Genomic DNA, 25,520 nt, shown 5'->3' on the forward strand with positions numbered 1-25,520 from the left:
CAGGGTCAACTGGGAGCCATAAAGCGGTATCCGCGGCCACGCAGGGTTTCGATGGGCTTAAGCTGTGCCGCCGCATCAAATTTCTTGCGCAGGCGCCCGATAAACACTTCGATCACATTGCTATCCCGGTCGCAGTCCTGTTCATAGATATGTTCGGTGAGGGTGGTCTTGGAGACTACTTCATCCGGGTGCAGCATCAGGTATTCGAGCACCTTGTATTCGAAAGAGGTCAACTCCAGCTCGGTGTCGTTGACTGTGACCCGCTGAGAGCTGGTATCCAGCAATATCGGGCCCGCTTTGATCGTGGGTGAAGAAAACCCGGCGGAGCGCCGCACCAGCGCATTCAATCTCGCCAGTAACTCCTCGGTGTGGAAGGGCTTTACCAGATAGTCGTCACCACCAGCTTCCAAGCCGGCCACACGCTCCTGCCAGTGGCCGCGAGCGGTGAGAATCAGGATAGGGAAATGCTTGTCTTCGCCACGCAGTGTCTGAATAACCTGAATGCCATCCATTTTTGGCAGCCCCAGATCCATAACCGCGACATCGTAAGGATATTCACGCCCCAGGTAGAGCGCCTCTTCTCCATCCGGCGCCTCATCTACGGTATAGCCAGCGCCGCGCAGTGATTCTGCCAGCTGCTGGCGCAGTAAAACTTCATCTTCGACTAATAGTGCGCGCATATTCTTTCCCTTGTACTGCGAGTCTGTGGTAGCGGGTGATTAACGGGAGATCCTGCCGCTCTTCTTGTCCACAAAAACTACATAGACCTGACTCTTATCGGACAGCCCCTTTACCCGGTAGACCACCTGGCCCTGTTTGCGGGTTTCAGAGACCGATAATATTTTGCCGCCAAAACGCCGTTTCACAATCGAAGCGGCCTTTTCCCGGGAAACACCCCCGTCCTGTACCCAGCGGAACTCATGCCGGAAGTTTTCCCTCTGCGGAGCCGGCCCACCCTGCCAGGAGGCAGCACATAGACCGGGAAACAAAACGATAAGGAAAAGAAAATGCCGAATAAAAGTGCGGCTCGATTTCACTGTGCGGCTCCTGTGGATGTCCTGGTTTTCCACCTTTTACTATTTCGACCGCCTTCCGCCGGCTCAAGGCGCCGGCGAGACTGCGACACGAACCCGGATTCTCTCGCCCGGGTGGTAATCTGTACGAGTCAGATAAACCTGACCATTATACCGATAGCGCACATCGTATCCGACTAATTCCCGCTGTGTACTGAACTCGTCGACAACCTGGCAACGAGATTCCGTGGCGTAATAAGTTGGGGCGTTGGCCCGACTGATCTGGTTACCCACCAGCGCTCCCACTAGTGCGCCCGCAACAGTGGCACCAGCCCGTTGGCCGTGATGGTGGTGATAGCGACCGTGATGACCGCCACGTCCCAAGCTGTTGCCAACAGCGGCACCGATCAGCCCGCCAACCACAGTACCCGCCGGAGAAGCGGGCTCCCGGTAGGCCACCTGCTCATCCCGGCAGTAAGTGCGCGGGTTACGGACCTGAATATCGGTGTAAACGGGAGTAACCTCGGTGACGCGGGCAAAGTCGTAGCTATCCGCACCGTAGGGGTCTGTATAACCATTGGGGCCCGCTTTGGCGGTAGCACTCAAGGCCACCAGCGCGGCGACTGCCGCGCCAGCGATAAACTGCTTGAAGAGTTGCACAATCGATCTCCCGTTATTCATCAACGGGAGCCAGAGTAGTCAAATTCATCTGAATAGACGCTGAATTACACCTGAGGTGGTAAGAAATATCAGGTTCTCTCCGTTTCCTCTCGCCTCTGCTGCCGCCGCTCCTGTCTCTCCCTGCGGCGCCGTTCCCGCTGGTTCCGCCTTTCCCGATTCTCCGCACGGCCGCGTTTATCCTTCTCCCATTGTTCCCGCAACTGTTTACGCTGCTGGGGAGGCATCTGACGGAAGCGCTTGCGCGCCTCGCGAATACGCTGACGCTCCTCCTCTGGTAGGTCCATAAAGCGGCGATAAGAGTCCCGCAACTGGGTGCGCCGCTCCCTGGGTATATCCTGCCAGCGCTTATACTGTTGACGCGCTTCTTGGCGCTGCTCGGGGTTCATTTCACTCCAACGCCTGGCCCCGCGTAACAATTGTTCCCGTCGATCTTGACTCAATTGTGACCAGCGCGTCTCAAAATTCTGTAAAAGTCGGCGCTCACTGTCACTGAGACTCTGCCAATCCTGTGCCTGAGAAACATTCACAAAGAGCGATAAATACACGGCGGCCAGCCAACCAATCAATATGGTTCTTCGCTCACTCATCGCTCAGCTCCTCGTGGGTCTCCCCTCCCCCGGTATTTGGTCTGCCTGTTATGGCTGGTTTTTCCGGCTTGGGTAACAACATCTCCAGCGCTTCCGGCGCTTGTATATCTCCCTGCTCATCGGCCCACTCCCCGACAAACATCAGGAAGTCCTCATCCAGTGGCTGCAGATCCTGCGCCGGTAGCGGGGCTGCAAAAAAGAGCACCGTATAGAAAAGGCCTTTAGCGATACTTTTCTTAGGAAAAAGGACTTTTTCATCACTAGGAGGATTGCCCATTCAACTCTTCCGCCAACCACTGGTAGAACTCCATATCCTCAACCATTTCGACATCCATTTCCTCATATAAATACCAGTCAGTGGCACTCAGCAATTCGGTAGCGGCCTGCTCGCTGGATACAGGCCAAAACAGCAATAACAACAATGATGCACAAGCGCCAGTGAAAACTAGCCAGCCGGGAGAGTCACGATAATACGATTTCTTTGCTGCCACTGCGCGTTGTCTGGCTGCAGCAAGCCGCGACAGAGTCTCTGTATCAATATCACGCTCCCGCCGGACAACTGCATGATGCGCAGCTTTCTTTAATGAATCACTCTGCACGACTGGATTTTCTTGCCGACTATTCATTGCGTTGCCTCTAGTTGGAATGCCTCTAGATGGTTGCGCAAACTGCGCATAGCTCTTGATAAATGGGTCTTAACACTCCCCTGACTGCAGGACATTGCCCGCGCAGTTTCGGCAACATCGAATTCCTCGACACAGCGCAGCAGGAAGGCCTGCTGTTGGCGCAGGGGCAACTTGGCCACAGCACTATCGATGGCTTCCAATAGGCGTTCGCCAGCAAGGACCTTATCCGGGGTGGGATTATGGCTATCGACCCATTCCAGCGGCGCTGGATCTAGCTCATCGCTGTTTGCCGGTAGCTTTTCCCGAAATAGTTGCCAGCGGGATAGCTTATTGTTACGCCGGTGCCAATCGGTAATCCGGTTATTGAGAATAGTGAAAAACAACGGCCGCCACTCGGCCCGATCGCGGCCACTATATTTCCTCACCAACGCCAACATGGAATCCTGCACGATATCCAGTGCATCATCCCGATTGCCAACAGCGTAATTCGCCATGGTGAATGCCCGTTTCTCCACCTGGGCGAGGAACTGATTCATAGAAACCGGCTGAAGTCCTTGCGCAAAGAATACTCTTCCAGATTCTTTTTATTGATTTTGAAGTCGTCATACAAAGACTTCGCCCGCACTTTTTTATTTATGCCACCCCAGTTCTCGAGATCATCCCTCTTCACGCTTGCGAGCCTTGGCACGTCGATCCATACGGCGATCTGTGCGCTCTCCTTTTTTGTCTAGCCGGTTATTGATTTTTGCACCCTTGTTATCCAAGCGTTCGTTAATTCGCTCGCCTTTCTGGTCAAGCCGGTTGTCGATACGATCCCCTTTGCGGTCCAGTCGCTCAGCCAATTTATCATTGCCATTAGCAGCAGCCTGCTCAGCTCTTTGATCCAAGCGTTCATTGATGCGATCACCCTTGTTATCGAGGCGCTCTTCAATGTGATCTCCCTTTTGATCCAATCTCGCCTCTATGCGATCGCCTTTTTGATCGAGACGATCTTCAACATGGTCACCGTGGTCATGCGGTTCGCTCTCATCACTCTGTGCATAAAGGGAGTAAGGAAAAGCCAGGCCAATAGTCAACAGCGAGAGTCCAATCAGTTTTTTCATAAATCACTCCATTTCCATTTGAGGAAAACCAATAAGGTTTAAACTGCAATGATTAGAACGCTCTACTGGACCAGAGGTTGACAAGAAATTTTATTTTTTCAGGTGCTTATTCCATAGGCCTGCGACTCTTACTTATCCTTCTACGACCTCTGGACCGGGCACCTCATCCCCAAGCCAGCGCTGGGTCAAGGTACCCGCCGTCATAGCGCCATTCACGTTGAGAGCAGTTCGCGCCATATCAATCAGCGGCTCCACAGAAATCAATAGCGCCGCGATGGTAACTGGCAAACCCATTGCCGGCAGCACCACCAGTGCGGCAAAAGTTGCCCCACCACCCACTCCGGCAATACCGAAGGAGCTGATGACCACCACTACCAACAGGGTGCCCAACCACATTGGGTCCCACACGTTAATACCCATCGGCACCGCCACCATGGTGGCAAGCATCGCAGGATAAATTCCCGCGCAACCATTTTGACCAATAGTGGCACCGAAGGATGCAGAGAAGTTGGCAATAGCCGGTGAATTGCGCAGTTCATCTACCTGGGTTTCCACATTCAGGGGAATGGTGGCGGCACTGGAACGGGAGCTAAAGGCAAACACCAGCACCGGCCAGACCTTGGTGAAGTAGTGCAGTGGATTCACTCCATTTACCAACAGCAATAAACCATGCACCAAAAACATTAGGCCTATCGCACAGAAAGAAGCCACGACAAAACCAAACAGATTGGCAATATCCGCCCAGCTGGATTTGGCAATCAGTCCAGCAACCAGCGCCATAACTCCGTAGGGCGTGAATGCCATAACCAAACGCACCAACTTCATAATCCAGACTTGTGCGACATGCACAAAGCGCTCGATAGCGGCACCTTCCTGCGGAAACTCACGGCGTACAGCCAGGGCCGCAAGCCCCAATAGCACAGCAAAAATAACCACTGAAATTACAGAGGTGGAGCGGGCCCCGGTCAAATCCAGGAAAATATTGCGCGGAATAAAAGAGGTGATAATTTCGGGAATCGAGAGATCGCTGACCCGCCCAATTCGCTCATTGAGCACTTCAACCCTTGCCGCCTCACGGGTTCCTTCGACAAGACCCGCAGCAGAGAGCCCAAACAAATCGGCCATGGCCACACCTATCAGGGCGGCAATTGCAGTAGTGCCGAGTAAAACCCCCAGCACCGACACACTAATTTTACCCAGCGCCTGGGTGTGACTCACTTTTACCACTGCCACCAGAATAGAAGTGAGTACGAGTGGCATAACCAACATATACAATAGGTTTACATAGCTATCGCCCAACATCTCAATCCAGGGCAGAACCTCACCCGGAGCAACACCCCAGTTACGCGATAGCTGTAGAAGCGCCCCAAAAGCCACACCCAGTAACAGCCCAGCAAACACACCAGGGGCAAGGGTGTCCCTGCCACGCTGCCAGCGGTACAAGCCAAACATTAAAACCACAAAACCGAGAAGCAGAACAAAAGCGCCGATGTGCATGGTATGAGAATCCCACCCTGGGCAAACTAAAAAAGTGGCGGCATGCTATCAGCGATATGCCAATGCCCTATAGTTACCTTGGTTATAGATACTTTGGTTATAGTTATATTGATTAATTTTTTTTAATTATCTTAGAGAGACAACTTTACTGGAGAGCCACCTTTAAGTCCTCAGCAGTCTGAGGGCCAACCAGTGTTTTTATCCAGCGACCATCTTCACCAATCACTAAAGTTGTAGGCAGTACTTCAGGCCAGGGTTGCCCCCAGCGGCCATCTGGCTCTTGGGCCAACAGCGGAAATTCTATGCCCAGTTTCTGCGCCTGCTCAATTGCTGCAGGTGTGGGCAAACCATCAAAATTAACCCCCACCACTACCACATCACTATTGGTTTGCGCCAACTCATTAAGTACCGGCACTTCTTCCCGACAGGGTTTGCACCACTCCGCCCAATAGTTGACCAGGACTATTTTCCCCTCGGTAACAACCGGCGCACCACTCACGGAGTGCAAACGCCTGTCACTCTCACAAGCGCCGATTACGCTTACCAAGAATAGAGAGGTTACTACCAGAGTTTTCTTCATTTTTTTTATTATCAGCAACATCATCCTGACCCTCCGCTTCCATAATTTCATTTTCTAAGTGTTTTGGTATTTCCGTTTCACTGGCTTCGGCCTGCTCCTTTTCCAAGGCTGCGGTAAAAAGAGATCCAATTGTGATTCCCAGCTGTTCCCCGGCAGTCCCGCGCGCCTTGGCAAAACGACTCTCCACTTCGCTATACCACTCGAACCCTTGTAAATCGCTTGGATTACCACTGGGAATCCACTGAGGATTCAACCAACCGGAAAGCTCCATGAGCGATACTGCATTAAGATCGCGCAGTAGGACATAATCACTCCCATCGGTCTGGGCAATCACCCGATGTGCTTGTAAGACGTCCCGCAAGCGACGCCACTGGCCAAATTTAATTCCCAACAAAGAAATATCACGCTCGCGCAAAGGTTTGCCATGCCACCCACCTTTAAACATTTGCCAGAGGACAATCAAAGTGGCGACCAGGTCTGAATGCTGACGGCCTTGGGTTGCAGCGCGATACACAGAAAGGGTTCGCACCAGTACACAGCCTGCCAGCACCAACATCCACATCATATAAATCCACAACAGGAACAAAGGCACAAAGGCAAAGGCCCCATAAATAGCCTGTACAGAACTGCGCGCAACGATGGCACCAAACAGGTATTTCATGATTTCAAAGGCAATTGAAGTGACCACCCCTCCCTCAATACCATGGCGCAGGGACACATAGCAGTTAGGCACAGCGACAAAAAGCAGGGTGAAAACAATCGTGGTGAAAATAAAAGGCAGCACCCGCAGCACCACAGCCATCATGCCGATACCCTCTTCCCCGCCTAAAAACAGCTTCTGTGAGAGCAAGAAAGTACTGGCAGCAAGCCCTGCCCCTAATAAGATGGGCCCAAGACTGAGAATGGCCCAGTACAATAGAAAGCTCGAAACCCCACTGCGCCCACGGGATACATCCCAGATAGAATTAAAGGTGCCCTCAATGCTGCGCAGTGTAAGTCCCGAAGTTACCACCAGCATGGCAATACCCAGCCCGGTAAGCCGCTGCGCCTGGGCAGAAAAACTGCTGATATATTCCTGAACCTCACGCCCACTTTGCGGCACAAAGTGGGAAAAAAGCTGTTCCTGCAAGCGAGTTTGCAGGCCGGCAAAGTCCGGGAACAGCGACAACATCGCAAAACTCACTGTCACTAGCGGCACTATGGCGAACAGAGTCATATAAGTGAGAGCCGCCGCACTTTTTTGGCAGTTTTTCTCCACAAATAAAGACCACAAAGAGGTCGCAAAGCGCCGCCATTGAACGAGCCAGTCTTTCACGCTTGATTTCAATTTCATTCCCTGTGTGCGACCTCCGCCAAATGCAGCGAGTACTCGACTTGCGCCTTAGAATTCCGCTACGGTATTCGGTTAGAATACGCCAAACAGTAACAGGATACCGACATAATGTGGACGATCTACCACAACCCGCGCTGCTCAAAATCCCGTCAAACCCTGCAATTGCTGCAGGACAACGGTGTGGAACCGGAAGTGATTCTCTACCTGCAAAACCCTCCTTCTGCTGAAGAGCTAAACCAGGTACTGCAAAAACTCGGCATCCCTGCACGCGACCTGTTGCGCACCGGAGAGGAGCCGTATAAGCAACTCAACCTGAAAGACGGGGACCTTGACGAAGCTCAGCTAATCAAGGCCATGGTAGAAAATCCCATCCTGATCCAGCGCCCGATCGTAGTAAGAGACGACAAAGCCACGATCGGCCGCCCACCAGAAAATGCGCTGGAGCTGCTCTAAATGTCGCCCGAAAGCGAAGCCTATGTGCTGATTCTCTATTACAGCCGCAGCGGCGCCACTGCGCGCATGGCTGCTGAGCTAGCACGGGGGGTGGAAGCCAGCGGTATCGCCGCGCGACTGCGCACCGTACCCGCAGTGTCTCCCGACTCCGAGGCCAGTCTGGCCCCTGTGCCAAGTGAGGGCGCGCCCTACTGCACCCTCGACGACCTGCGTCAGTGTGCAGGCCTGTTGATGGGCAGCCCCACCCGCTTTGGCAATATGGCATCACCGCTGCGCTATTTTCTCGACCAGACCAGCGACATTTGGCTGGATGGCAGCCTCACTGGCAAACCGGCTGCGGTATTTACCGCCACCGGCAGCCTACACGGTGGGCAAGAGACCACACTTACCTCAATGATGCTGCCACTTCTGCATCACGGCATGTTGATTGCTGGCATTCCCTACTCTGAAGCGGCCCTCATGCGGACCAGTACCGGCGGTACGCCCTACGGCGCTTCTCACTGGAATAAAGGTCATACCAGCGACCTGAGCGAAGATGAAATCACCCTGTGCAGGGCGCTCGGTACACGTGTCGGCCAACTGGCCCAGACCCTAGCGGTTCCAGCTGCCAAATAAAGGATTCAACGTGAACGACACTATTCAGCGCAAACTACACATTGCGCTCCGTATTAATTGGTTTTGCTATATCGGCCTGTTGGTGCTGTTTGCAGTGCGGAACCTGTTTGTCGAGGGGGGCTCTCTCTCCCTTTGGCTGATTCAGACGGTACCGTTACTGCTGGTGCTGCCGGGCCTGATCAAGCAACGTTATCGCAGTTATCTCTGGCTCTGTTTTATTCTGCTTTTGTACATTACCACCAGCATTGTCGACGTAATGATGCCTACACGAGGCTGGGAGGATGGCGTAATGATGGTTTTGAGCCTTATCCTATTCTTTTCTGCAATGATGAGCAGTCGCTGGCATCGCATGCAGTAACCCCATGACGGAATTTCCGCCAATGGTTCCAGACACAAAGGCGTGGAAACATGCGCTTTCCACGCACTGAGGAGTTTTGAGGTTTGACTGATTCACCCCAGAAAAAAGGGTTTGCCCGAGGCTTTTTAGCTGCGATTGGCGGCTCCATCACTTGGTTACGACGAGTATTCACCAATATCGTCTTCCTGCTGATTTTGCTGTTTCTAGGTATCGCCATTTTCAGCAAGGACGAGCGTTTAGTGGTTCCACAGGGCGCGGCCCTGCGCGTAGCGCCCCATGGCTTTCTTGTGGATGAACTGGCCCAGCCCGCCACTTTACCGATTTTCCTGGGCGGCAACCGCGGCCCCGCAGAGGTGCGCGTCAAAGATCTGGTAGACGCTATCGACAATGCCGCCACGGATAAACGTATCTCCTCACTGGTGCTAGAGCTAGACCACATGGTAGGTGGCAGTCTCAGCAAGCTCGATGAAATAGGCGCGGCTCTACAACGCTTTAAAGCTGCGGACAAACCTATTTACGCTGTGGGTGACAACTTCACCCAACCTCAGTACTTCCTCGCCAGCCACGCAGATAAGGTGTACCTCAATCCTATGGGCTCAGTGATGCTCACCGGCTTCGGTGTTTATCGCAACTATTACAAGAGCGCCCTGGAGAAACTCAAAGTCAACTTCCATGTGTTCCGCGTGGGCGATTACAAAGACTTTATCGAGCCCTACACCCGTGACGATATGTCCCCCGCCTCGCGTGAAAACAACCAGCGCTGGCTGAATGAACTCTGGGGAGAATACAGCGAGCAGGTAACCGGCCTGCGCAACCTGCCCGCCGAGAGCATCGACCTGTTTATCAATGAATTGCCGCAAAAACTGCAACAGCATCAGGGCAGTTGGGCCGAAGCCGCACTGGCCAATAAACTCGTGGACCAGCTCGCCAGCCGCATTGAGGCAATGGAGGAGCTGAAAAAGACCATCGGCGAAGATGATAGTAAAAAGCGCGAGTACAAGTTTATTGACGCCCTCGCCTACTTGCGCAGCCATAAACTTGCCGAGGCGGCCAAACCTATCCGGGAGTCCAAGAAAATTGGTCTGATCACCGCCAGTGGTTCTATTGTCGACGGCCAGGCACCTGCCGGTCGCATCGGCAGTGAAAGTCTCGGCAAATTAATCCAACGCGCCCGAGAAAAAGAAGTGGATGCCCTGGTACTGCGTATCGATAGCGGCGGCGGCTCCGCCTTTGCTTCCGAGGCCATTCGCCAGGAGTTGCTGGCTACCCGTGCAGCAAAAATTCCAGTGGTGATTTCCATGGGCAGTCTCGCTGCTTCCGGTGGCTACTGGATCGCCACTGGCGGCGATCGCATCTGGGCCTCCCCGGCCACGCTCACTGGCTCTATCGGTGTATTTGGCGCCTTCCCAACGTTTGAGAACTCCCTCGAGCATATCGGTGTTTACACCGATGGCGTAGGTACCTCGGACCTGGCCGGCAGTATGCGCCTGGATCGCGCCCTGTCGCCAGCAGCAGCCAGCATTCTGCAGCAAGGGGTGGATAACACCTATGCACGCTTCCTGCGTATTGTCGCCGAAGCCCGCGGCAGCACTCCCAAAGAGGTGCACAAGATTGCCCAGGGGCAGGTATGGACCGGTCGCGCCGCCAAGAAATTAGGATTGGTAGACGATCTCGGCAATCTCAGCGACGCCATCGCCGACGCCGCGCAGCTTGCTGAAATCGAAGAATACGACGTAGTAGAGATCCAGCGTGAACTGAGCCCCGGCGAAAAATTCCTGCGCGCTTTGAGCGACAATGTAGACGCGAAAATTGCCGCGAGCCTTGAAGCCAATCTGCCACTCGGCGCCTGGCTAAACAGCGTGCAGCCGGTATTGGCGCCAATCGCCGAGCTGCAGAGCTATCGCGACCCGCGCGCCCTCTATGTGCGCTGCCTGCCCTGCCAAGCGCCCTAAAGTTTTTCATCTCAACACCACATTCCGCCGCCGGCTCAATGCCGGCGCGGACGCCCGTAAAGCCCGCGCAATTCTTCCTTGGCCTTTTCCAGTAGCCGCCGCCTTTTCGCCGGCAGCCTCTGTCCCGCCCGGTTGATATAGAACGTCAGCATAGACATAGCGGAGCGATAGGGGTCAGACTTGCGCCGCTGGCTGGATTCCGCAGCCGCTTTCAATCCCTGTGCGATCGCTTTAGGGTCCTCCAGGCTAAAGAGGCCCTCACTCAAATCCAGGGCATGGCTGTGGCGCGTGACCTCTTCCGACCAATTGGCCTTTTTGGCGGGACTCACCAACACCTCCACTCATTGGCTGACCCACCTAACTATATGGTGGCGGCGTCTATGTTGGTCGCACGAAGCAACTCAGACCTCGCTGTCAGTGATTTTGACCCGGCGCAGGGCACCACTTAAAGCCACCAGGGCAAAGGCGAACAGACTTAAAATCCCCGCCCACAGCAAGGTGGTCAGGGGGGCAGCGTATTCACTCAAGACTCCAGCGGCCAGTGCCCCAAGAGCGGCGGAGCCAAACAGCGCAAACTGATAAATGGAGATGATGCGGCTGCGGTATTCCGCTGGGGCGAGCAACTGTACGATGCCGCGACCGAGGCCAGCGGAAGCCGCCGCCACCGCCCCCCAACACAGACAAAGCAGGATTAGGCCAAACTTCGTAGGACCGAGGCTGATGGCAATCAACAGCGCTGCGCTATAGAGCAGGCACATAAGAATACCGCGCCCAGGTTCAGCCCCCTGGCCACGGCGCAACATAGTCACCGTAGCAATTACGGTACCAGCTACGAAGGCCAGTTGCAGCGTGGCGTAATAACCGGCGCCGCGACCGTAATCCTCCGCCAGCAGCGGCAGTACCACCAGAAAAACACCGATATGCACAAACCCATTAAAGGCCATCAACGCGGTCAACTCACGCAATACTGGGTGCCGCCAGGCCTGGGATAAGCCATCGAGAATCAGGCTGTGGGTGATTTTTTCCTTAGTCATGCGGCTGGCCCCACTCGCGCGCAGACTAATCAAGGCTGTGGCCGCCAACAGCAATACCCCTATCTGTACTAACAGCAGGGCTTGCAGCCCCCAGTGTTCGAAGCGGCTCGCCAGCAACATCCCCACAGCCTGACCACCGTATTGGGCCAACATCATCCAGGTCACAGTTTTCTGCACCCGTCGCTCGGAGGTTTGCCCACCGCCTTGGCGTGCACTGCGCTGTACCAGATTGTCCCGCGCCGGTTGCAGGAAAGCGCTACAAATCCCAAGGCAAATACCGTAGAGCATCAATATCGGCAGGGAGATCATGGACAGGAGGTAAACCAGCAGCAGAGTTGTGTGGCAGAGGACCAGACCAATGCAAGCCAGTGCGGAGACAGTGGCCGGATCACGGCGGTCGGCCAGAGCACCGCCGAACAGCAGGAACACCAGATTGGGCAAAAGCACCGAAGCCTGCACCCAGCCCAGTTGCAGAGCCGGCAAATCCACCACGGTGAGCGCAATCCAGGGCAGGAGAATCACCTGCAGCCCGGTAGCCAGGGAAGTGCCGCTGTAGCCCAGCAGAAATTTTTGCAGCCTATGAGGCATCTTACGCGATAGACTTTCCAAGAGTTAATGACCCATCAGCCGGTTTTTACGTGCCGACACCCTAAAAGAGAGCCCCAAGCGCCAGCGTAGTAGTCGGCGCAGCTCATTCAATGCTTCTTTATCCCCGCCATAAGCGGCACGCTCAAAGGCGTCTGTCGCACGCCCGGAAAACTCTGCCAATGGGGGACTCTCCAGTGCGATACGTTCGGCGAAGTCCCGCGGTGCCTCGCCGGGTCGCCGTGTGATACCTGCCCGAGCCATGCGCTTACAGAAAACCGCATAGAGGCGCTCTACCACAGGCTGTTTTCGTCCACGCCCAGTAAAACGGGTCCACAGAAGAATGCCAAATAGTACAACCGCCACCGGTGTGGCAAAAAAAAGGGCCATCCGCAGGGGGGAAAGCTCTCCCACCAGGCGCTGCAAGGTGTCCCGCTGCTTCTCACTATCAAAACTAATCACGGTCTGATACCAGCGGTAATTGATCATGTCCCACTGCAGGCGCAGCTTCACCAGAATATCGAAGCGGTGCACCGGCAGTAGCGAATCCCGCATAAACTCCTCCCCTGCAGCGCTCTCCAGACCATCCCGGACCCGCTCCGGGGCAACCGCAGCAGTGGGGTCCACCCTCTGCCAGCCGCGTCCATCGAGCCAGATCTCGGCCCACGCATGGGCGTCGTACTCGCGCACCAGCAGGTACTCCTCACCACTCACCCACTCGCCACCCTGGTAACCCGCTACCACCCGTGCCGGCACTCCGGCGGCGCGCATGGCAAAAACATAGCTGCCGGCAAAGTGCTCACAGAATCCCTTTTGGCTGTCAAACAGGAATTCATCCACACTGTCTCTGCCGAGTGCCGGTGGGCTCAAGGTATAAGTGAATTCGCGATTGTAGAGGGTCAGTAACTGTGACGAGATCTCCTCACCGCTCAACCCCCGGCGGCGCAGGCGCTCCACCCAGTCTCGGATGCGCAAGTTTCCATCTGCCGGTAGCTGCAGATTGCGACGGCGCTCGGCACCGCTGAGTGTGGACTGAATAACCTGGGAGTCTCGGGGCCAGGAACGTACCTCATAGGCAAAGCGACTATATACCGGGGAACGTTTTACCAACCGGTCGTCCGTGGTTTCTCCCACTCCCGCACTGTCCGAGGCGGGTCTTGCCAGGGCGAACAACCAAGGGCTGCGGCTCGCCTCCTGGATCACCTGGTAGCGGTAGCGTGGACCGACTTGTGGCAGTGGACGCTCGCCACTATTCCAGTACACCCGGCCACCATTGCGCGGGTCCACACCAAAACCCTGCCGCCAGGTACGCCCATCGAATTCGGAGTACACCAGCCCTCGCCAATAACGTTGCTCCGGCGGCGGTATGGGTCCATCGAAAGAGATACGCAGTGCCGGCTTGGCGGATTTGGATAAACGGGTGAAATCACCCGGTGCCATAGAGTCACTCACACCAGTGCGGCCGGCAGAAGTATCCTGGGGCACATTCCACAGAGGGCCCAGGCGCGGCATAACCACAAACAGCAGCAGCATCAAGGGCGTAGCCTGCGCCAACAATCTCAAGGAGAGCCCCAAGGCCCGACGCGGCCGCGCACTGAAGCTTCCCAGCTGTGCTGCCAATGCAGCGGTAATCACCAGGGTCGCGATCAATCCGTAGAGGGCATAGGGAATCGATTGCTCACGCACAAACAGGGTCGCGGCAACAAAATAGGCCAGCAACAAACTGACAAAGGCATCGCGGCGGCTGACTAATTCCAGGTTTTTCAGGGTAAAGGACAGAGCCAGCAGCGCCACCATCGGCTCCAGTGCAAACCAACGCTGGTAGGTTTGCGCCAAACCCGCCACTGTAAGCGCAATCACCAATAGTTTAAGGGCGCGCCCCGGCAGATCACGGCGCCCGCGAAAGACCTCCAAGCGCCAATAGACCGCAAACGCCCAGGCAAAACCAATCCACAGTGGCAACTGGCTCAGCTGTGGTAGCAGGGCGACAAACTGCGCAGCGAAAATCCACAGTAGGCTTTCGCGCGGCAATAGATCCCGGTTGCTCGCCATCAGCCACCCCACTTGGGAAACAGGGCCAGCGCTGACAACACTCGCTGCTGGTGCTCGGTGCCGAGAGAGGGCGGCAAAGTAGTGCCGGGGATGCGCAGGCCATAGGCAATTCCCTGCTTCTCCGCCTGCAAGACCCAATCACACAGGTTGCTCAGGCGGGTCTCTACATCGCGCCCATCCAACAACTCCCAGTCGAGCCAGAGACGGGTATCGGTGCGGCTCTCATACTCCTTGCTATAGAGATCGCGACCGGCGGCATATTGCTTCCAAGCCAAATGGCGCAAGGAATCACCGGGCTGGTAGGGTTTGAGAGAGGCATAATCATCCCCGCCGCGACGTACCTGGCCGGATGTACCCTCTGCCTGGGCCTCTCCCAACGGCAGGGGGCCAGCGGCGAGTGGTCGCGGATACACCAGGAATTCAACATCCAGGTCGATGCGGCTCCAGCAGCGAAATAGCCCCAGTGGAAAGCGGCTCTCAACTTTTAAGCGCGGCGCCTGAATTCGCCCCCGCTGCAGGGCTGGCAGCGCAATACGGAAGTCCGCCGAGGGCTCCTCACAGAGATCCACATATGCGCCCTCTTCCGGTGGCCAACAAATTTGTATCCACTCCCGTTGGCGTTTGTCCGCTCGGCTCAGATTAATTTGTGCCTCGGCGAAATCGCCGGCAAAGGCCGCTTCAGTGCCCAGCAATTGCAGGCGCAGTCCACTCAAATTGGCGAAGGTATGCACAGGCAAGATAACGAAGACACTGATCAGCAAAAAGGTCAGGGCAAAAACCAGATTGTTCTCGTAATTGGTGGCCAGCAGCCAAAGCAAAGCGGTTATCAATAAATAACCAAGCCCCGCGCGGGTGGGCAGGATAAATAGGCGGCTGTGATTTAGGGTGATGTCCCGTGAGCGAGGCGCTCGTCGGCTGAGCCAGCGCTCACCCAGCCTGCGAAAAAAATTGCGCGAGCTTGTACTGGAAGCCTGTCGGGGAAGGTCGCGGATCACACTCATCTGTTTAGGCCGCGATAATATCCACCTGGCGCATAAGGCGCTCTACCAGCTGATCGCCATTGCCGCCATCACTCTGCAAACGGTGCCCAGCCACCGAGGGCAGCACCGCCTGGATATCTTCCGGCAGGACATGGCCGCGATTATGAATCAGCGCCCAGGCCTTGGCAGCACGCAGCAGCGCCAATGCCCCTCGGGGCGATAAACCCACCGCACAATCTGAGCTCTGGCGGGTATGCAGCACCAAACGCTCTAAATAATCGAGCAGACTGTCAGAAGCCTTCACCTGCCCCACCAGACTTTGCATTTTTTTCAGAGTAGCGAGGTCGATACGCGGCTTTAGCTTGGCCAGCTGTTGGCGGGGATCAGCGCCTAAATACAGGGCCCGCTCAGCTTCGCGGTTGGGGTAACCGAGGCTGATGCGCATCAGGAATCGGTCCAGTTGTGACTCCGGCAGGGCAAAAGTACCGGACTGCTGCAATGGGTTCTGGGTGGCAATCACAAAGAAAGGCTGTGGCAACGCGCGGGTTTCGCCGTCGACACTGACCTGGCGCTCCTCCATTGCCTCAAGCAAAGCACTCTGAGTTTTGGGAGAGGAACGATTGATCTCATCGGCCAGCAGTAGCTGGCTGAAAACCGGCCCCTCATGAAAATGAAACTGCCCGGATTCCCGCTCAAAAATTGATACACCGAGAATATCCGCCGGCAGCATATCGCTGGTAAATTGCACGCGTTTATAGGAGAGACCGAACACCTGCGCCAGAGCATGGGCCAGTGTGGTCTTGCCCATACCTGGCAGGTCTTCAATCAACAGGTGACCTTTTGACAAAAGGCAGGCCAAGGCCAACTTCACCTGACGCTCTTTTCCCAGCAAAACACTGCCAATATCGGAAACGATGGCGGAAACTATTTTTTGCACGGCAAATCCATTACTGCTCATTTTTTTCTCAGGCCAAGGAGCGGCCCGGTGTAAGCACCCGCCAACGCTGTGGGGCGGGTGCTATGGTGCCAAACTCGCAAAAATCGAATTTGGCACCCGCTATTAATCATAGGAAGACAGGGAGTGCCCTGGTTTAAGCAAAGGCCCTGCAAAGCGCCTACAACAAAGACAGCCCCCGCATCAGATCGCGCTTCAGGTCTTCTGCATTCTCCAATCCGACGGAAATACGAATCAGGTTTTCGGTGATGCCCGCGCGGGCTTTGTCCTCATCACTGAGACGCCCGTGGGTGGTAGTAGCCGGGTGTACGATAGTGCTCTTGGCATCGCCGAGGTTGGCGGTGCAAGACAGGATTTTACAGTTGTCGATCACCTTCCAGGCTTCCTCGCGACCACCGCGCACGCAAAAGCTCAACACCGCACCAAAGGCATCCTGTTGTTCGCGGGCCAAGCGGTGCTGGGGGTGTTTGGGCAGGCCGGTGTAGTTGACCTTTTCCACCATCTCCTGTTCATCAAGCCACCAGGCCAGGTCCAGGGCGTTGGTGCAGTGGGCCTGCATACGCAGCTTGAGCGTTTCCAAGCCTTTAAGGAAAACCCAGGCGTTAAACGGGCTCATACTGGGGCCGGCAGTACGCAGGAACACCACCAGCTCATCCATAACCTCTTTGCGCCCCACGGCGACACCGCCCAGGGCGCGCCCCTGGCCATCGAGGAATTTGGTTGCGGAGTGCACCACGATATCGGCGCCAAGCGCCAGTGGGCGCTGCAGGGCCGGAGTACAGAAACAGTTATCCACCACCAATAGAGCGCCGGCGCTGTGGGCCACCTCCGCCAGCGCGCGGATATCCGCCACTTCACACAGGGGGTTGGACGGGGTTTCCATAAACAGCAGCTTGGTGGAGCCATCCACCGCCTGCTTCCAGGCATCCATATCGGTGAGATCCACATAGCTCACACGCACGCCGAATTTTTCCATATAGCGGCCAAACAGCGCGGTGGTGGTACCAAACACACTGCGAGAGCAAATCACCCGGTCGCCACTTTTCAGCAGCGCCATACAAATACTGAGGATCGCGGCCATACCACTGGCCGTGGCTACCGCAGCCTCGCCACCTTCGAGCGCGGCGATGCGCTGCTCGAACATACGAACGGTGGGGTTGGTGTAGCGAGAGTAAACGTTGCCGACACTCTCGCCGGTAAAGCGCGCAGCGGCTTCTGCAGCAGAGGGGAATACGTAACTGGAGGTGAGATAGAGGGCTTCGGAGTGCTCGCCCTCTTCCGAGCGGACCTGCCCGGCGCGAACGGCCAGAGTTTCCAGAGCGTAACCGTCGTCTTCAAACATATACCGCTTCCTAGTCAGTATTTTTTGGAAGCGGTCATATTAACCGAAACGGTCGTGCATGGCGCCCTCTTCTGCCGTGAACAGAGCGCCGCCGGAGATAACTTACAGGGTGCTAGTATCGGCCTTCTTGTGCTTGGCCTCATCGTTGCGCGCCGCGTGAAGGCTATCGAGGTAATCTTCGTCAACATCGCCGGTAATATAGTTACCGTCGAAAACGGAGCAGTCGAACTGATCGATTTTCTGCTTACCTCCGCTGGAACTTACGACCAAGTCTTCCAAGTCTTGGTAAATCAACCAGTCTGCACCGATTTCTTCACAGATCTCTTCAGTCGTGCGGTCATGCGCCACCAGCTCACTGGCAGACGGCATATCAATACCATACACATTGGGGTACTTCACAGCTGGCGCCGCACTGGCGAAATAGACTTTCGCGGCACCCGCATCGCGAGCCATCTGAATGATCTGCTTACAAGTGGTACCGCGCACAATGGAGTCATCCACTAACAGCACATTCTTACCGCGGAATTCCAGCTCGATGGCATTCAGCTTTTGGCGCACTGATTTCTTACGCTGTTTCTGCCCAGGCATGATAAAGGTACGGCCGATATAGCGGTTCTTCACCATCCCCTCACGGAATTTCACCCCCAGCCGGTGTGCCACAGTCTGGCCGGCGGTGCGGGCGGAATCGGGAATGGGAATCACTACATCGATATCGTGGTCGGGGCGTAAGCGCAGAATCTTGTCTGCCAGGTGCTCACCCTGACGCAAACGCGCCTTGTGTACGGAAACGCCATCCATAATGGAATCCGGGCGGGCGAAGTACACATGCTCAAAAATGCAGGGGGTCAGGGTCGGGTTTTCCGCGCACTGCTCAGAGTGCACAGTACCGTCCAGCTCGATATACAGCGCTTCACCGGGGGCCACATCGCGCACCAGGGTGTAACCCAGTACATCCAGGGCGACAGACTCAGAGGCCACCATATACTCGGTGCCTTTCTCGGTCTCACGTTTACCGTAAACCAGCGGACGAATACCGTTGGGATCGCGGAAGGCGACGATACCGTAACCCACAATCAGGGCCACACAGGCATAGGCGCCGCGCACACGTTTGTGCACACCGCGCATGGCGGTAAAGATATCTTCAGCCTTAGGCTGCAGCTTGTGTAACTTATGCAGCTCATGAGCGAATACATTGAGCAGCACTTCGGAATCGGAATCCGTATTAATGTGGCGCAGATCCTGCTGGAAGATCTCTTCAACCACATCCCGCACATTGGTGAGATTGCCATTGTGTGCCATGGCAATGCCATAGGGAGAGTTCACATAGAAAGGCTGCGCCAGGGCGGGACCGGAACTGCCCGCAGTGGGGTAGCGCACATGGCCGATACCAAAGTTACCTTTCAGGCGCTCCATATGGCGCGCGCGGAACACATCGCGCACCAGACCGTTGGCTTTTTGCTGGTTCAGGCGATCATCGTCACAGGTCACGATGCCCGCAGCATCCTGCCCCCTGTGCTGCAACAGAGTGAGCCCATCATAGAGCTGCAGATTGACATCACTCTTACCGACGATACCGACGATACCACACATATATTTGACCCTATTGATCGAAAAAGCGGCGCTAGCGCCCGATTAAAATAACTCTACGAAATAGTCCTTCACAGACTTGGCCAGCTCCCGCGCACTGCCCTCAAATTCGAGGAAATGGGGGATTAACACCGACTCACTCCACCAACTATCCTGCTCCACCGGCACCAGTGCCGGAGCCAGAATCAGCAGTGCCATCACCACAATGGCCCCACGCGCCAGACCAAACACCATGCCCAGTACCCTGTCGGTACCCGATAAGCCAGTGGCCTCAACAAAAGCGGAGAGCATCATATTCAAAAGCGCCCCAGCCAGGAGCGTTCCGAAGAACAGAATGGCGAAGGCGGCAATCGCCTGGAGGGATGGGGTGTCGACAAGGTTTGAAAGCAGTGGCGCCAGCTGTTCGCGAAACATCATCGCGACCACAAAAGCGGCAATCCAGGTGAGCAGTGACAGGGTTTCGCGCACGAAACCTCGACTAAGGCCGATAAGTGTGGAGATACCCACAATAGCCAGAATGGTCCAGTCAGCCCAATTCATTCAACCCTACCTGCGTGGCGGCTGCTGCCGCGAAGAGCGCGCATTCTAACTTAAGGGACTAAGCGCGTGAAGCCGTAGACGAATCGATTGGAATTTCCTTTCCAAACTGCAAAACTCCGTAGATTAATCACCTTACGGCAGTGGATTTATGCCAAAAAAAGCGCAGATGAATTGCCCTTTAGACGTGCCTCTGCGTGAGGACAGCCACGGGGCAAACAACCAGAGCAAGAAGTGAAAGAAGCCAGGCCAATATCCCAGCCATCCGCGAAATACTGGCACAAGCTGGATAGGTTGCCGCTACTTTGGTGACCAGACCGGTCCACCCTCTTTACCGAAGTGCCAGCCCGCCGCAAGCCACAGAAACCTCAAGCTTTGAAGCGAAGCACCAGGGTTTGCGCCTGCAGTAGTGCGTCCAGCTCCCGCTTAATAGTCTGTGCGTCGGCTTTATTCACTTTCGGCCCTACAAAGACCCGCACAAAGCGCCCCTTATCGGTTTCCACAGCACGGGTGTACGCGCGATACCCCTCATCCATTAAACGCATGCGCAGCTGCTGTGCACGGGAATCATCTTTGTAGGAGGCCACCTGAACCACCCAGGCCATCGGTTGCCCCTGATCATCAACCAATGGCGATGCCGCCTGCTTGGCAGTATCAACTTCCACTGATGAAGTCGAGTCATTTGTATCTTTTCCCTTCCCCGGCTGTGTATCGGAGACAGCAAATTTTGCCGCACCCTCTGCGGGGTTAGAGAACTTCTCGGGTACTTCCGGCTGAAAAATTTCCCCAGCCGCCGGTGCTGGCGCCACACCGGCAACAGGCTCCGGCTGAGCAATCTCAATAGGGCTGATATCCGGCTCTGCCGGGATCTGGCTTACCTCGCTGATATGCCCCTTTGACTCCCGGTCCAGCAGACTTGGCAGGAAAATCACGGCGAGCGCAATCAGCACCAGCGCACCGACAATACGCTGTTTAAAGCCGTCGTTCAGCCGCCCTCTGCGGGAGGCCTTATCCTCGCAATTCTCCATTACCCTCGTCTCGCATCTGCTGCAGAACTTCCGCCACAGTAAAGAAGGATCCATATACAAGCAACCTATCCTGTGGATTGAGGGTTGGCAGCAGTTGCCGCAACCCTTCAGCCACTGTTGGACAGCGACGATCCACATTCGTCTCATCTATCCCAGCTTCTAGGAGGCCGGTGCAGAGTGCCTCACCCTCTGCGGCACGACCATTTTCCGGCAGCATGGCCGGGTGCCAGCGATCTACCAACTTGCGCAGAGGAGCGAATAGACCGACGAGATCTTTATCTTCCATCGCCGCAACCAAGGCGTGGGTCTTCCCCTCCACCGGATTGGCCTTCAACCAAGTAGCCAAGTGTTCAGCCGCCGCCGGATTATGCCCCACATCCAACAGCAGATTTCGCTCACGCCAGTAGACTTGCTGACAGCGCCCAGGCAGGGCTATTTGGGCCAAGGCAGCCTCTATTCCCTCCTGGGGTAGCGCATCCAGAAGTGTCAGCGCGGTAAGCCCAGCAGCAATACTGGGTCGCGGCAAAGTGATATCCGGTATTGACAGAACCAAATCGCCAAAGTGATAAATCTCACTCTCACCACTCGAAGTGATACTGAAATCCTGGCCGATAAAATAACTGGAACTGGCCTGCTTTTCTGACGCAGACAGCACAGATTGGGGTGGAGAGCTATCTGCACAGACAAAAGGAGCCCCGGGACGCAGAATGCCCGCTTTCTCGCGGCCGATGACTTCCCGATCGCTACCAAGCCAATCCTCGTGATCTACTGCCACGCTGGTAATAACCGCCAAGTCGGCATCCACCAAGTTGACTGCATCCAACCGACCACCGAGACCGACTTCTAGCAAAGCATATTGCACCCCCGCGCGCTGGTATAACCACAGTGCAGCCAGGGTAGTGAACTCAAAATAGGTAAGGCTGGTCGCCCCGCGAGCAGCCTCCACCGCGACAAAGGACTCCACCAACTGCTGATCGGATACCTCCTCGCCATTGATGCGTATCCGCTCATTAAAACGCAATAGGTGTGGAGAACTATAAGCGCCGACGGAGTAGCCGGCGCGGCACAAGAGTGCCTCCATAGTCGCTACGCAGGAGCCCTTGCCATTGGTTCCAGCCACGGTAATCATCGTAGGGGCGGGTTTTTTTACCCCCAGGGCAGCTGCAACCGAAGAGACACGCTCAAGACCGAGTTCGATTTCAGAGGGGTGCAACCGCTCCAGGCGGGTGAGCCAATCTTGTAGTGAGGACATAATTGGATAGATCGCTGGTGGGAGGCAGCAGCCAGATGTTCTTACCGACTGCTCTTAAGGACCTCCGGGGAATTGGGGAATAGTTAATTACCGCTCAGTTTACCCAATAAGCGCGAGACGGTGGTACGCATATCCTTGCGTGGAATAATCATATCGATGGCGCCATGTTCCAGTAGAAATTCACTGCGCTGGAAGCCCTTGGGCAACTTCTGGCGGATGGTCTGCTCGATAATATTGGGGCCGGCAAATCCGGCACGCGCACCTGGCTCGGCCGCATTGATATCGCCCAGCAGGGCCAAAGAGGCTGAAACGCCGCCGTACACTGGGTCGGTCATAATGGAGATATAGGGTACTCCCGCCATCTTCATTTTTTCCAACACCGCCGAGGTCTTGGCCATCTGCATCAAAGAGATCAGGGCCTCCTGCATACGCGCCCCACCGGTGGCAGAAAAGCACACCAGCGGAATACGCTGTTCCAAAGCGCGTTGGGCCGCGCGGGTAAAGCGTTCACCCACCACATAGCCCATGGAACCGCCGTGGAAGGCAAATTCGAAGGCCACCGCTACCAAGGGCTCTCCATTCAGGGTACCTTGCATGGCGATCAGTGCATCTTTTTCGCCAGTGGATTTTTGTGCTTGCAAAAGACGGTCTTTGTACTTTTTGACGTCTTTAAACTTCAGGCGGTCCACTGGCAACACATCGGTAGCCAGCTCTTCGCGTCCATCTTCATCGAGGAATATATCCAGGCGACGGCGGGCGCCGATGCGCAAATGGTGGTCGCACTTGGGGCACACATCCAGGTTGCGCTCCAGCTCCGGGCGGTAAAGCATGGCGTCACACTTGACGCACTTCTTCCATACCCCCTCTGGGACCTTGCTGCTGCCGGCACGTCGCTCGGTGCGAATTACCGCGGGAACAATTTTTTCTAACCAGCTCATCTCGTTTCCAAATCCGGATGCTTTCTGTAGGCCGGTGCATTTTACCGACCGGTGAGTTTCAGGCTACGAATTAAAACACTAAGCTGAACATCAAACTGAGCCAGATCAGCCGCTATTTTTGGTGATCTGGCCAGTTTTTCGCTTAAACTTGGGTGAAAGCCTAGCGGTCCAGTGCCTGGCGCATCTCGCTGACGATTTCCCCCAGCCTCGCCTTGGCTGCGACTAGGTCCGCAGCTTCATCCACCGCGGACACCAGTACACTGCCCACTACCGCCCCGTCGCCATGGGCACTGACTGAGTGCGCCGAGTTGCCATCTTTGATACCGAAACCCACACACAAGGGCAGATCGGTGAAACGGCGAATATGTTCGAGGTTATCGCGCACAGAATCCAGGTCCAAATGGCCAGCACCGGTGACCCCTTTCAGGGAGACGTAATACACAAAACCGCTGGCCAGGCCGGTAATCTCGCGAATACGCTCTTCGGTGGTGGTGGGCGTCAGCAGGAAGATATTGCGCAGGTTGCGCTCCGCCAAGAGCTTGTTGAGCGGCCCCGCCTCCTCCGCCGGCAGGTCCACCGTAAGGGCGCCATCAACTCCGGCCTCTAGCGCCGCATCGGCGAACTCCCGCTCACCCATTCGCAAGATCGGATTGGCATACCCCATCAGGATAACCGGGGTCTCCGCATCCACCTGGCGAAACTCTTTCACCAGCGCCAGGCACTTACGCAAAGAGGCGCCGTTGGCCAGGGCGCGCTCATGCCCTTTCTGGATTACCGGCCCTTCGGCCATGGGATCGGAGAAAGGCACCCCCAGTTCAATAATATCCGCACCACTGGCCACCAACTGATGCATCAAGGGTACGGTATTTTCCAAGCCGCCATCGCCGGCGACGATATAAGTTACCAGGGCCTTGCGGCCTTCACCTCGCAGTCTCGCAAAGCGGCGATCAATTCTATTTTGTTCTGTCACTGTGTATTCCCTGAGCTACTTCTGGCCTAGTGCCAGCTCACTTGGTCACGATTATTTCGATATGCCCACCCGGGCAGGTGGGCAGAACGCCGCTAAACCTCAATGCCATCAATAGCGGCAACGGTGAAAATATCTTTGTCCCCCCGGCCGGAGAGGTTCACCACGATATTTTGCTCAGGCGCCATTTCAGCTGCGAGCTTCATCGCATAAGCAACCGCGTGGCTAGACTCCAACGCCGGCAGAATACCCTCGGTGCGGGTTAGGCGACGGAAGGCATCGAGCGCTTCTTTATCATCGGCGGTGACATACTCCACACGGCCGATATCTTTGAGCCAGGCGTGCTCGGGGCCAACACCGGGGTAATCGAGGCCCGCTGAAACGGAGTGGGTTTCGATAATCTGGCCGTCCTCATCTTCCATCAGGTAGGTACGGTTGCCGTGCAGAACACCGGGAATACCATCGTTGAGTGGCGCCGCGTGCCTACCAGAGGCCAGGCCTTCACCACCAGCTTCAACGCCAAACATCTTCACCTCTGAATCATTGAGGAAGTGGTGGAACAGACCAATAGCATTGGAACCACCACCTACACACGCCACCAGGGCGTCGGGCAACTGACCAAAGCGCTCCAGACTCTGACGGCGCGCTTCGCGACCGATAATAGAATTGAAATCCCGCACCAATTGCGGATAGGGGTGAGGGCCAGCCACTGTACCAATAATGTAAAAAGTATTATCGACATTCGTTACCCAGTCACGCATGGCCTCATTCATGGCGTCTTTGAGGGTCTTGGAACCGGACTCCACCGGTACGACTTCGGCACCCAACAACTTCATGCGGTAGACATTGGGGGACTGGCGTTTGACGTCTTCAGCGCCCATATAAACGGTGCACTGCAACCCCAAACGCGCGGCTACGGTAGCGGTGGCCACACCGTGCTGGCCTGCGCCGGTTTCGGCAATAACACGACTCTTACCACTGTGCTTTGCCAACAACGCCTGGCCCACGGTGTTATTTACTTTGTGTGCACCGGTGTGATTGAGATCTTCGCGCTTAAGCCAGATTCGCGCACCGCCCGCCTGCTCAGTCAGTCGCTCAGCAAGATACAGCGGCGATGGCCTGCCTACGTAGTGCGCCAGATCGTGATCAAAGGCAGCGACGAAATCCGGATCATCTTTCAGGCGACTATACATTGCCTGAAGCTCATCCAGTGCGCTGATCAGCGTCTCCGATACAAAGCGACCGCCGTAGGGACCAAAATGTCCGCTCGCATCCGGGAAGGTGGAAAAATCGATAGCACCTGGCTTACTCACACTCATACTCCGTGGGTCACGTGGTTTTTAAACTATTTGCCTATTTATTAATGCTTGAATAGTTCCTCCTGAACTATTCAAGCATCGCCAGAAAATACTGCCGCAGATGCGTGGATCTGCTGGTATTTACTGGCTCGCGCCGGCACTGCCGG

Annotated in this window: 28 protein-coding genes; 4 read left to right on the forward strand and 24 right to left on the reverse strand. The window is 55.7% G+C overall.

Annotated features, from left to right (window positions below; genetic code table 11):
• Positions 1-5: 5 nt before the first annotated feature.
• The 11 genes from ACJJIO_RS03205 to ACJJIO_RS03255 all read right to left on the reverse strand — a co-directional run bounded on the left by ACJJIO_RS03205 (position 6) and on the right by ACJJIO_RS03255 (position 7,420).
• Positions 6-680: a response regulator transcription factor gene (locus ACJJIO_RS03205; RefSeq protein WP_252085191.1), complete on the reverse strand. Its 675-nt coding sequence runs from the start codon at positions 678-680 to the stop codon at positions 6-8.
• A 39-nt stretch (positions 681-719) separates the two neighbouring features.
• Positions 720-1,037, reverse strand: a complete 318-nt coding sequence (locus ACJJIO_RS03210; RefSeq protein ID WP_252085190.1) for a PepSY domain-containing protein — start codon at positions 1,035-1,037, stop codon at positions 720-722.
• Between the two features lie 63 nt (positions 1,038-1,100).
• Positions 1,101-1,673 (reverse strand): glycine zipper 2TM domain-containing protein, encoded by a 573-nt coding sequence (locus ACJJIO_RS03215; protein ID WP_444888455.1) that lies wholly within the window; start codon positions 1,671-1,673, stop codon positions 1,101-1,103.
• An 89-nt stretch (positions 1,674-1,762) separates the two neighbouring features.
• Entirely contained in the window at positions 1,763-2,281 is a 519-nt protein-coding gene (locus tag ACJJIO_RS03220) for a DUF3106 domain-containing protein (RefSeq protein WP_444910134.1), read from the reverse strand.
• Complete coding sequence (locus ACJJIO_RS03225) at positions 2,274-2,558, reverse strand: hypothetical protein (protein WP_444910135.1); 285 nt, start codon at positions 2,556-2,558, stop codon at positions 2,274-2,276. The genes ACJJIO_RS03220 and ACJJIO_RS03225 overlap by 8 nt, the downstream gene beginning before the upstream one ends.
• On the reverse strand, positions 2,542-2,907 hold the full coding sequence (locus ACJJIO_RS03230) for a hypothetical protein (protein ID WP_444910136.1): 366 nt from the start codon (positions 2,905-2,907) through the stop codon (positions 2,542-2,544). Before ACJJIO_RS03230 ends, ACJJIO_RS03225 begins: the two co-directional genes overlap by 17 nt.
• On the reverse strand, positions 2,904-3,443 hold the full coding sequence (locus tag ACJJIO_RS03235; protein ID WP_252085185.1) for an RNA polymerase sigma factor: 540 nt from the start codon (positions 3,441-3,443) through the stop codon (positions 2,904-2,906). The genes ACJJIO_RS03230 and ACJJIO_RS03235 overlap by 4 nt, the downstream gene beginning before the upstream one ends.
• A 120-nt stretch (positions 3,444-3,563) precedes the next feature.
• A complete protein-coding gene (locus ACJJIO_RS03240; RefSeq protein ID WP_444910137.1) occupies positions 3,564-4,010 on the reverse strand; it encodes a hypothetical protein in 447 nt (148 codons plus the stop codon).
• Positions 4,011-4,142: 132 nt separating this feature from the next.
• Positions 4,143-5,507 carry an L-cystine transporter gene (locus ACJJIO_RS03245; RefSeq protein WP_444885593.1) on the reverse strand — a complete coding sequence of 455 codons (1,365 nt, stop codon included), beginning with the start codon at positions 5,505-5,507 and terminating at the stop codon, positions 4,143-4,145.
• Between the two features lie 145 nt (positions 5,508-5,652).
• Positions 5,653-6,111, reverse strand: coding sequence for a TlpA family protein disulfide reductase (locus ACJJIO_RS03250; protein ID WP_444910138.1), 459 nt, complete (start codon positions 6,109-6,111; stop codon positions 5,653-5,655).
• Positions 6,029-7,420 (reverse strand): YihY family inner membrane protein, encoded by a 1,392-nt coding sequence (locus ACJJIO_RS03255; RefSeq protein WP_444910139.1) that lies wholly within the window; start codon positions 7,418-7,420, stop codon positions 6,029-6,031. The genes ACJJIO_RS03250 and ACJJIO_RS03255 overlap by 83 nt, the downstream gene beginning before the upstream one ends.
• Before the next feature lie 108 nt (positions 7,421-7,528).
• Here ACJJIO_RS03255 and arsC point away from each other — a divergent pair, with 108 nt between their 5' ends.
• The 4 genes from arsC (at position 7,529) to sppA (ending at position 10,798) form a co-directional block, all read left to right on the forward strand.
• Complete coding sequence (gene arsC, locus ACJJIO_RS03260; protein ID WP_252085180.1) at positions 7,529-7,873, forward strand: arsenate reductase (glutaredoxin); 345 nt, start codon at positions 7,529-7,531, stop codon at positions 7,871-7,873.
• On the forward strand, positions 7,874-8,488 hold the full coding sequence (gene wrbA / locus ACJJIO_RS03265) for an NAD(P)H:quinone oxidoreductase (RefSeq protein WP_444888452.1): 615 nt from the start codon (positions 7,874-7,876) through the stop codon (positions 8,486-8,488).
• 10 nt (positions 8,489-8,498) lie between these two features.
• On the forward strand, positions 8,499-8,846 hold the full coding sequence (locus ACJJIO_RS03270) for a DUF2069 domain-containing protein (RefSeq protein WP_444888451.1): 348 nt from the start codon (positions 8,499-8,501) through the stop codon (positions 8,844-8,846).
• 83 nt (positions 8,847-8,929) lie between these two features.
• Entirely contained in the window at positions 8,930-10,798 is a 1,869-nt protein-coding gene (sppA, locus tag ACJJIO_RS03275) for a signal peptide peptidase SppA (protein ID WP_444910140.1), read from the forward strand.
• Between the two features lie 35 nt (positions 10,799-10,833).
• On the opposite strand, the gene ACJJIO_RS03280 is transcribed toward sppA, so the two are convergent.
• The 13 genes from ACJJIO_RS03280 to trpB form a co-directional block, all read right to left on the reverse strand.
• Positions 10,834-11,127, reverse strand: a complete 294-nt coding sequence (locus ACJJIO_RS03280; protein ID WP_444910141.1) for a DUF3175 domain-containing protein — start codon at positions 11,125-11,127, stop codon at positions 10,834-10,836.
• Between the two features lie 72 nt (positions 11,128-11,199).
• Complete coding sequence (locus tag ACJJIO_RS03285) at positions 11,200-12,420, reverse strand: MFS transporter (RefSeq protein ID WP_444910142.1); 1,221 nt, start codon at positions 12,418-12,420, stop codon at positions 11,200-11,202.
• A gap of 24 nt (positions 12,421-12,444) precedes the next feature.
• Complete coding sequence (locus ACJJIO_RS03290; RefSeq protein ID WP_444910143.1) at positions 12,445-14,469, reverse strand: transglutaminase TgpA family protein; 2,025 nt, start codon at positions 14,467-14,469, stop codon at positions 12,445-12,447.
• Positions 14,469-15,470, reverse strand: a complete 1,002-nt coding sequence (locus tag ACJJIO_RS03295; RefSeq protein ID WP_444910144.1) for a DUF58 domain-containing protein — start codon at positions 15,468-15,470, stop codon at positions 14,469-14,471. The genes ACJJIO_RS03290 and ACJJIO_RS03295 overlap by 1 nt, the downstream gene beginning before the upstream one ends.
• A 4-nt stretch (positions 15,471-15,474) precedes the next feature.
• The gene (locus ACJJIO_RS03300; protein WP_252085979.1) at positions 15,475-16,386 is read right to left on the reverse strand and encodes an AAA family ATPase; all 912 of its coding nucleotides are present in this window, start codon (positions 16,384-16,386) and stop codon (positions 15,475-15,477) included.
• A 178-nt stretch (positions 16,387-16,564) separates the two neighbouring features.
• On the reverse strand, positions 16,565-17,746 hold the full coding sequence (locus ACJJIO_RS03305) for an O-succinylhomoserine sulfhydrylase (RefSeq protein ID WP_444898708.1): 1,182 nt from the start codon (positions 17,744-17,746) through the stop codon (positions 16,565-16,567).
• A gap of 102 nt (positions 17,747-17,848) precedes the next feature.
• Positions 17,849-19,336, reverse strand: coding sequence for an amidophosphoribosyltransferase (purF, locus tag ACJJIO_RS03310; protein ID WP_444885603.1), 1,488 nt, complete (start codon positions 19,334-19,336; stop codon positions 17,849-17,851).
• 42 nt (positions 19,337-19,378) lie between these two features.
• Positions 19,379-19,873, reverse strand: coding sequence for a CvpA family protein (locus tag ACJJIO_RS03315; RefSeq protein WP_252085170.1), 495 nt, complete (start codon positions 19,871-19,873; stop codon positions 19,379-19,381).
• Positions 19,874-20,238: 365 nt separating this feature from the next.
• Entirely contained in the window at positions 20,239-20,898 is a 660-nt protein-coding gene (locus ACJJIO_RS03320; RefSeq protein ID WP_444910145.1) for an SPOR domain-containing protein, read from the reverse strand.
• On the reverse strand, positions 20,879-22,150 hold the full coding sequence (gene folC / locus ACJJIO_RS03325) for a bifunctional tetrahydrofolate synthase/dihydrofolate synthase (RefSeq protein WP_444910146.1): 1,272 nt from the start codon (positions 22,148-22,150) through the stop codon (positions 20,879-20,881). The genes ACJJIO_RS03320 and folC overlap by 20 nt, the downstream gene beginning before the upstream one ends.
• A gap of 83 nt (positions 22,151-22,233) precedes the next feature.
• Positions 22,234-23,088 carry an acetyl-CoA carboxylase, carboxyltransferase subunit beta gene (accD, locus tag ACJJIO_RS03330; RefSeq protein ID WP_252085167.1) on the reverse strand — a complete coding sequence of 285 codons (855 nt, stop codon included), beginning with the start codon at positions 23,086-23,088 and terminating at the stop codon, positions 22,234-22,236.
• 160 nt (positions 23,089-23,248) lie between these two features.
• On the reverse strand, positions 23,249-24,058 hold the full coding sequence (trpA, locus tag ACJJIO_RS03335; RefSeq protein WP_444910147.1) for a tryptophan synthase subunit alpha: 810 nt from the start codon (positions 24,056-24,058) through the stop codon (positions 23,249-23,251).
• Positions 24,059-24,150: 92 nt separating this feature from the next.
• On the reverse strand, positions 24,151-25,374 hold the full coding sequence (gene trpB, locus ACJJIO_RS03340) for a tryptophan synthase subunit beta (RefSeq protein WP_444910148.1): 1,224 nt from the start codon (positions 25,372-25,374) through the stop codon (positions 24,151-24,153).
• Positions 25,375-25,520 lie beyond the last annotated feature (146 nt).

The organism is Microbulbifer mixtoriginis (SeqCode) (assembly GCF_052467235.1).

What these genes read in the sequence shown, in the direction of transcription:
- ACJJIO_RS03205 (WP_252085191.1), bottom strand. Translation starts at nt 680, where the DNA reads ATGCGCGCACTATTAGTCGAAGATGAAGTTTTACTGCGCCAGCAGCTG.
- ACJJIO_RS03220 (WP_444910134.1), bottom strand. Translation starts at nt 2,281, where the DNA reads ATGAGTGAGCGAAGAACCATATTGATTGGTTGGCTGGCCGCCGTGTAT.
- ACJJIO_RS03225 (WP_444910135.1), bottom strand. Translation starts at nt 2,558, where the DNA reads ATGGGCAATCCTCCTAGTGATGAAAAAGTCCTTTTTCCTAAGAAAAGT.
- ACJJIO_RS03230 (WP_444910136.1), bottom strand. Translation starts at nt 2,907, where the DNA reads ATGAATAGTCGGCAAGAAAATCCAGTCGTGCAGAGTGATTCATTAAAG.
- ACJJIO_RS03235 (WP_252085185.1), bottom strand. Translation starts at nt 3,443, where the DNA reads ATGAATCAGTTCCTCGCCCAGGTGGAGAAACGGGCATTCACCATGGCG.
- ACJJIO_RS03240 (WP_444910137.1), bottom strand. Translation starts at nt 4,010, where the DNA reads ATGAAAAAACTGATTGGACTCTCGCTGTTGACTATTGGCCTGGCTTTT.
- ACJJIO_RS03245 (WP_444885593.1), bottom strand. Translation starts at nt 5,507, where the DNA reads ATGCACATCGGCGCTTTTGTTCTGCTTCTCGGTTTTGTGGTTTTAATG.
- ACJJIO_RS03250 (WP_444910138.1), bottom strand. Translation starts at nt 6,111, where the DNA reads ATGATGTTGCTGATAATAAAAAAAATGAAGAAAACTCTGGTAGTAACC.
- ACJJIO_RS03255 (WP_444910139.1), bottom strand. Translation starts at nt 7,420, where the DNA reads ATGAAATTGAAATCAAGCGTGAAAGACTGGCTCGTTCAATGGCGGCGC.
- arsC (WP_252085180.1), top strand. Translation starts at nt 7,529, where the DNA reads ATGTGGACGATCTACCACAACCCGCGCTGCTCAAAATCCCGTCAAACC.
- wrbA (WP_444888452.1), top strand. Translation starts at nt 7,874, where the DNA reads ATGTCGCCCGAAAGCGAAGCCTATGTGCTGATTCTCTATTACAGCCGC.
- ACJJIO_RS03285 (WP_444910142.1), bottom strand. Translation starts at nt 12,420, where the DNA reads ATGCCTCATAGGCTGCAAAAATTTCTGCTGGGCTACAGCGGCACTTCC.
- ACJJIO_RS03290 (WP_444910143.1), bottom strand. Translation starts at nt 14,469, where the DNA reads ATGGCGAGCAACCGGGATCTATTGCCGCGCGAAAGCCTACTGTGGATT.
- ACJJIO_RS03295 (WP_444910144.1), bottom strand. Translation starts at nt 15,470, where the DNA reads ATGAGTGTGATCCGCGACCTTCCCCGACAGGCTTCCAGTACAAGCTCG.
- ACJJIO_RS03305 (WP_444898708.1), bottom strand. Translation starts at nt 17,746, where the DNA reads ATGTTTGAAGACGACGGTTACGCTCTGGAAACTCTGGCCGTTCGCGCC.
- purF (WP_444885603.1), bottom strand. Translation starts at nt 19,336, where the DNA reads ATGTGTGGTATCGTCGGTATCGTCGGTAAGAGTGATGTCAATCTGCAG.
- ACJJIO_RS03315 (WP_252085170.1), bottom strand. Translation starts at nt 19,873, where the DNA reads ATGAATTGGGCTGACTGGACCATTCTGGCTATTGTGGGTATCTCCACA.
- ACJJIO_RS03320 (WP_444910145.1), bottom strand. Translation starts at nt 20,898, where the DNA reads ATGGAGAATTGCGAGGATAAGGCCTCCCGCAGAGGGCGGCTGAACGAC.
- folC (WP_444910146.1), bottom strand. Translation starts at nt 22,150, where the DNA reads ATGTCCTCACTACAAGATTGGCTCACCCGCCTGGAGCGGTTGCACCCC.
- accD (WP_252085167.1), bottom strand. Translation starts at nt 23,088, where the DNA reads ATGAGCTGGTTAGAAAAAATTGTTCCCGCGGTAATTCGCACCGAGCGA.
- trpB (WP_444910148.1), bottom strand. Translation starts at nt 25,374, where the DNA reads ATGAGTGTGAGTAAGCCAGGTGCTATCGATTTTTCCACCTTCCCGGAT.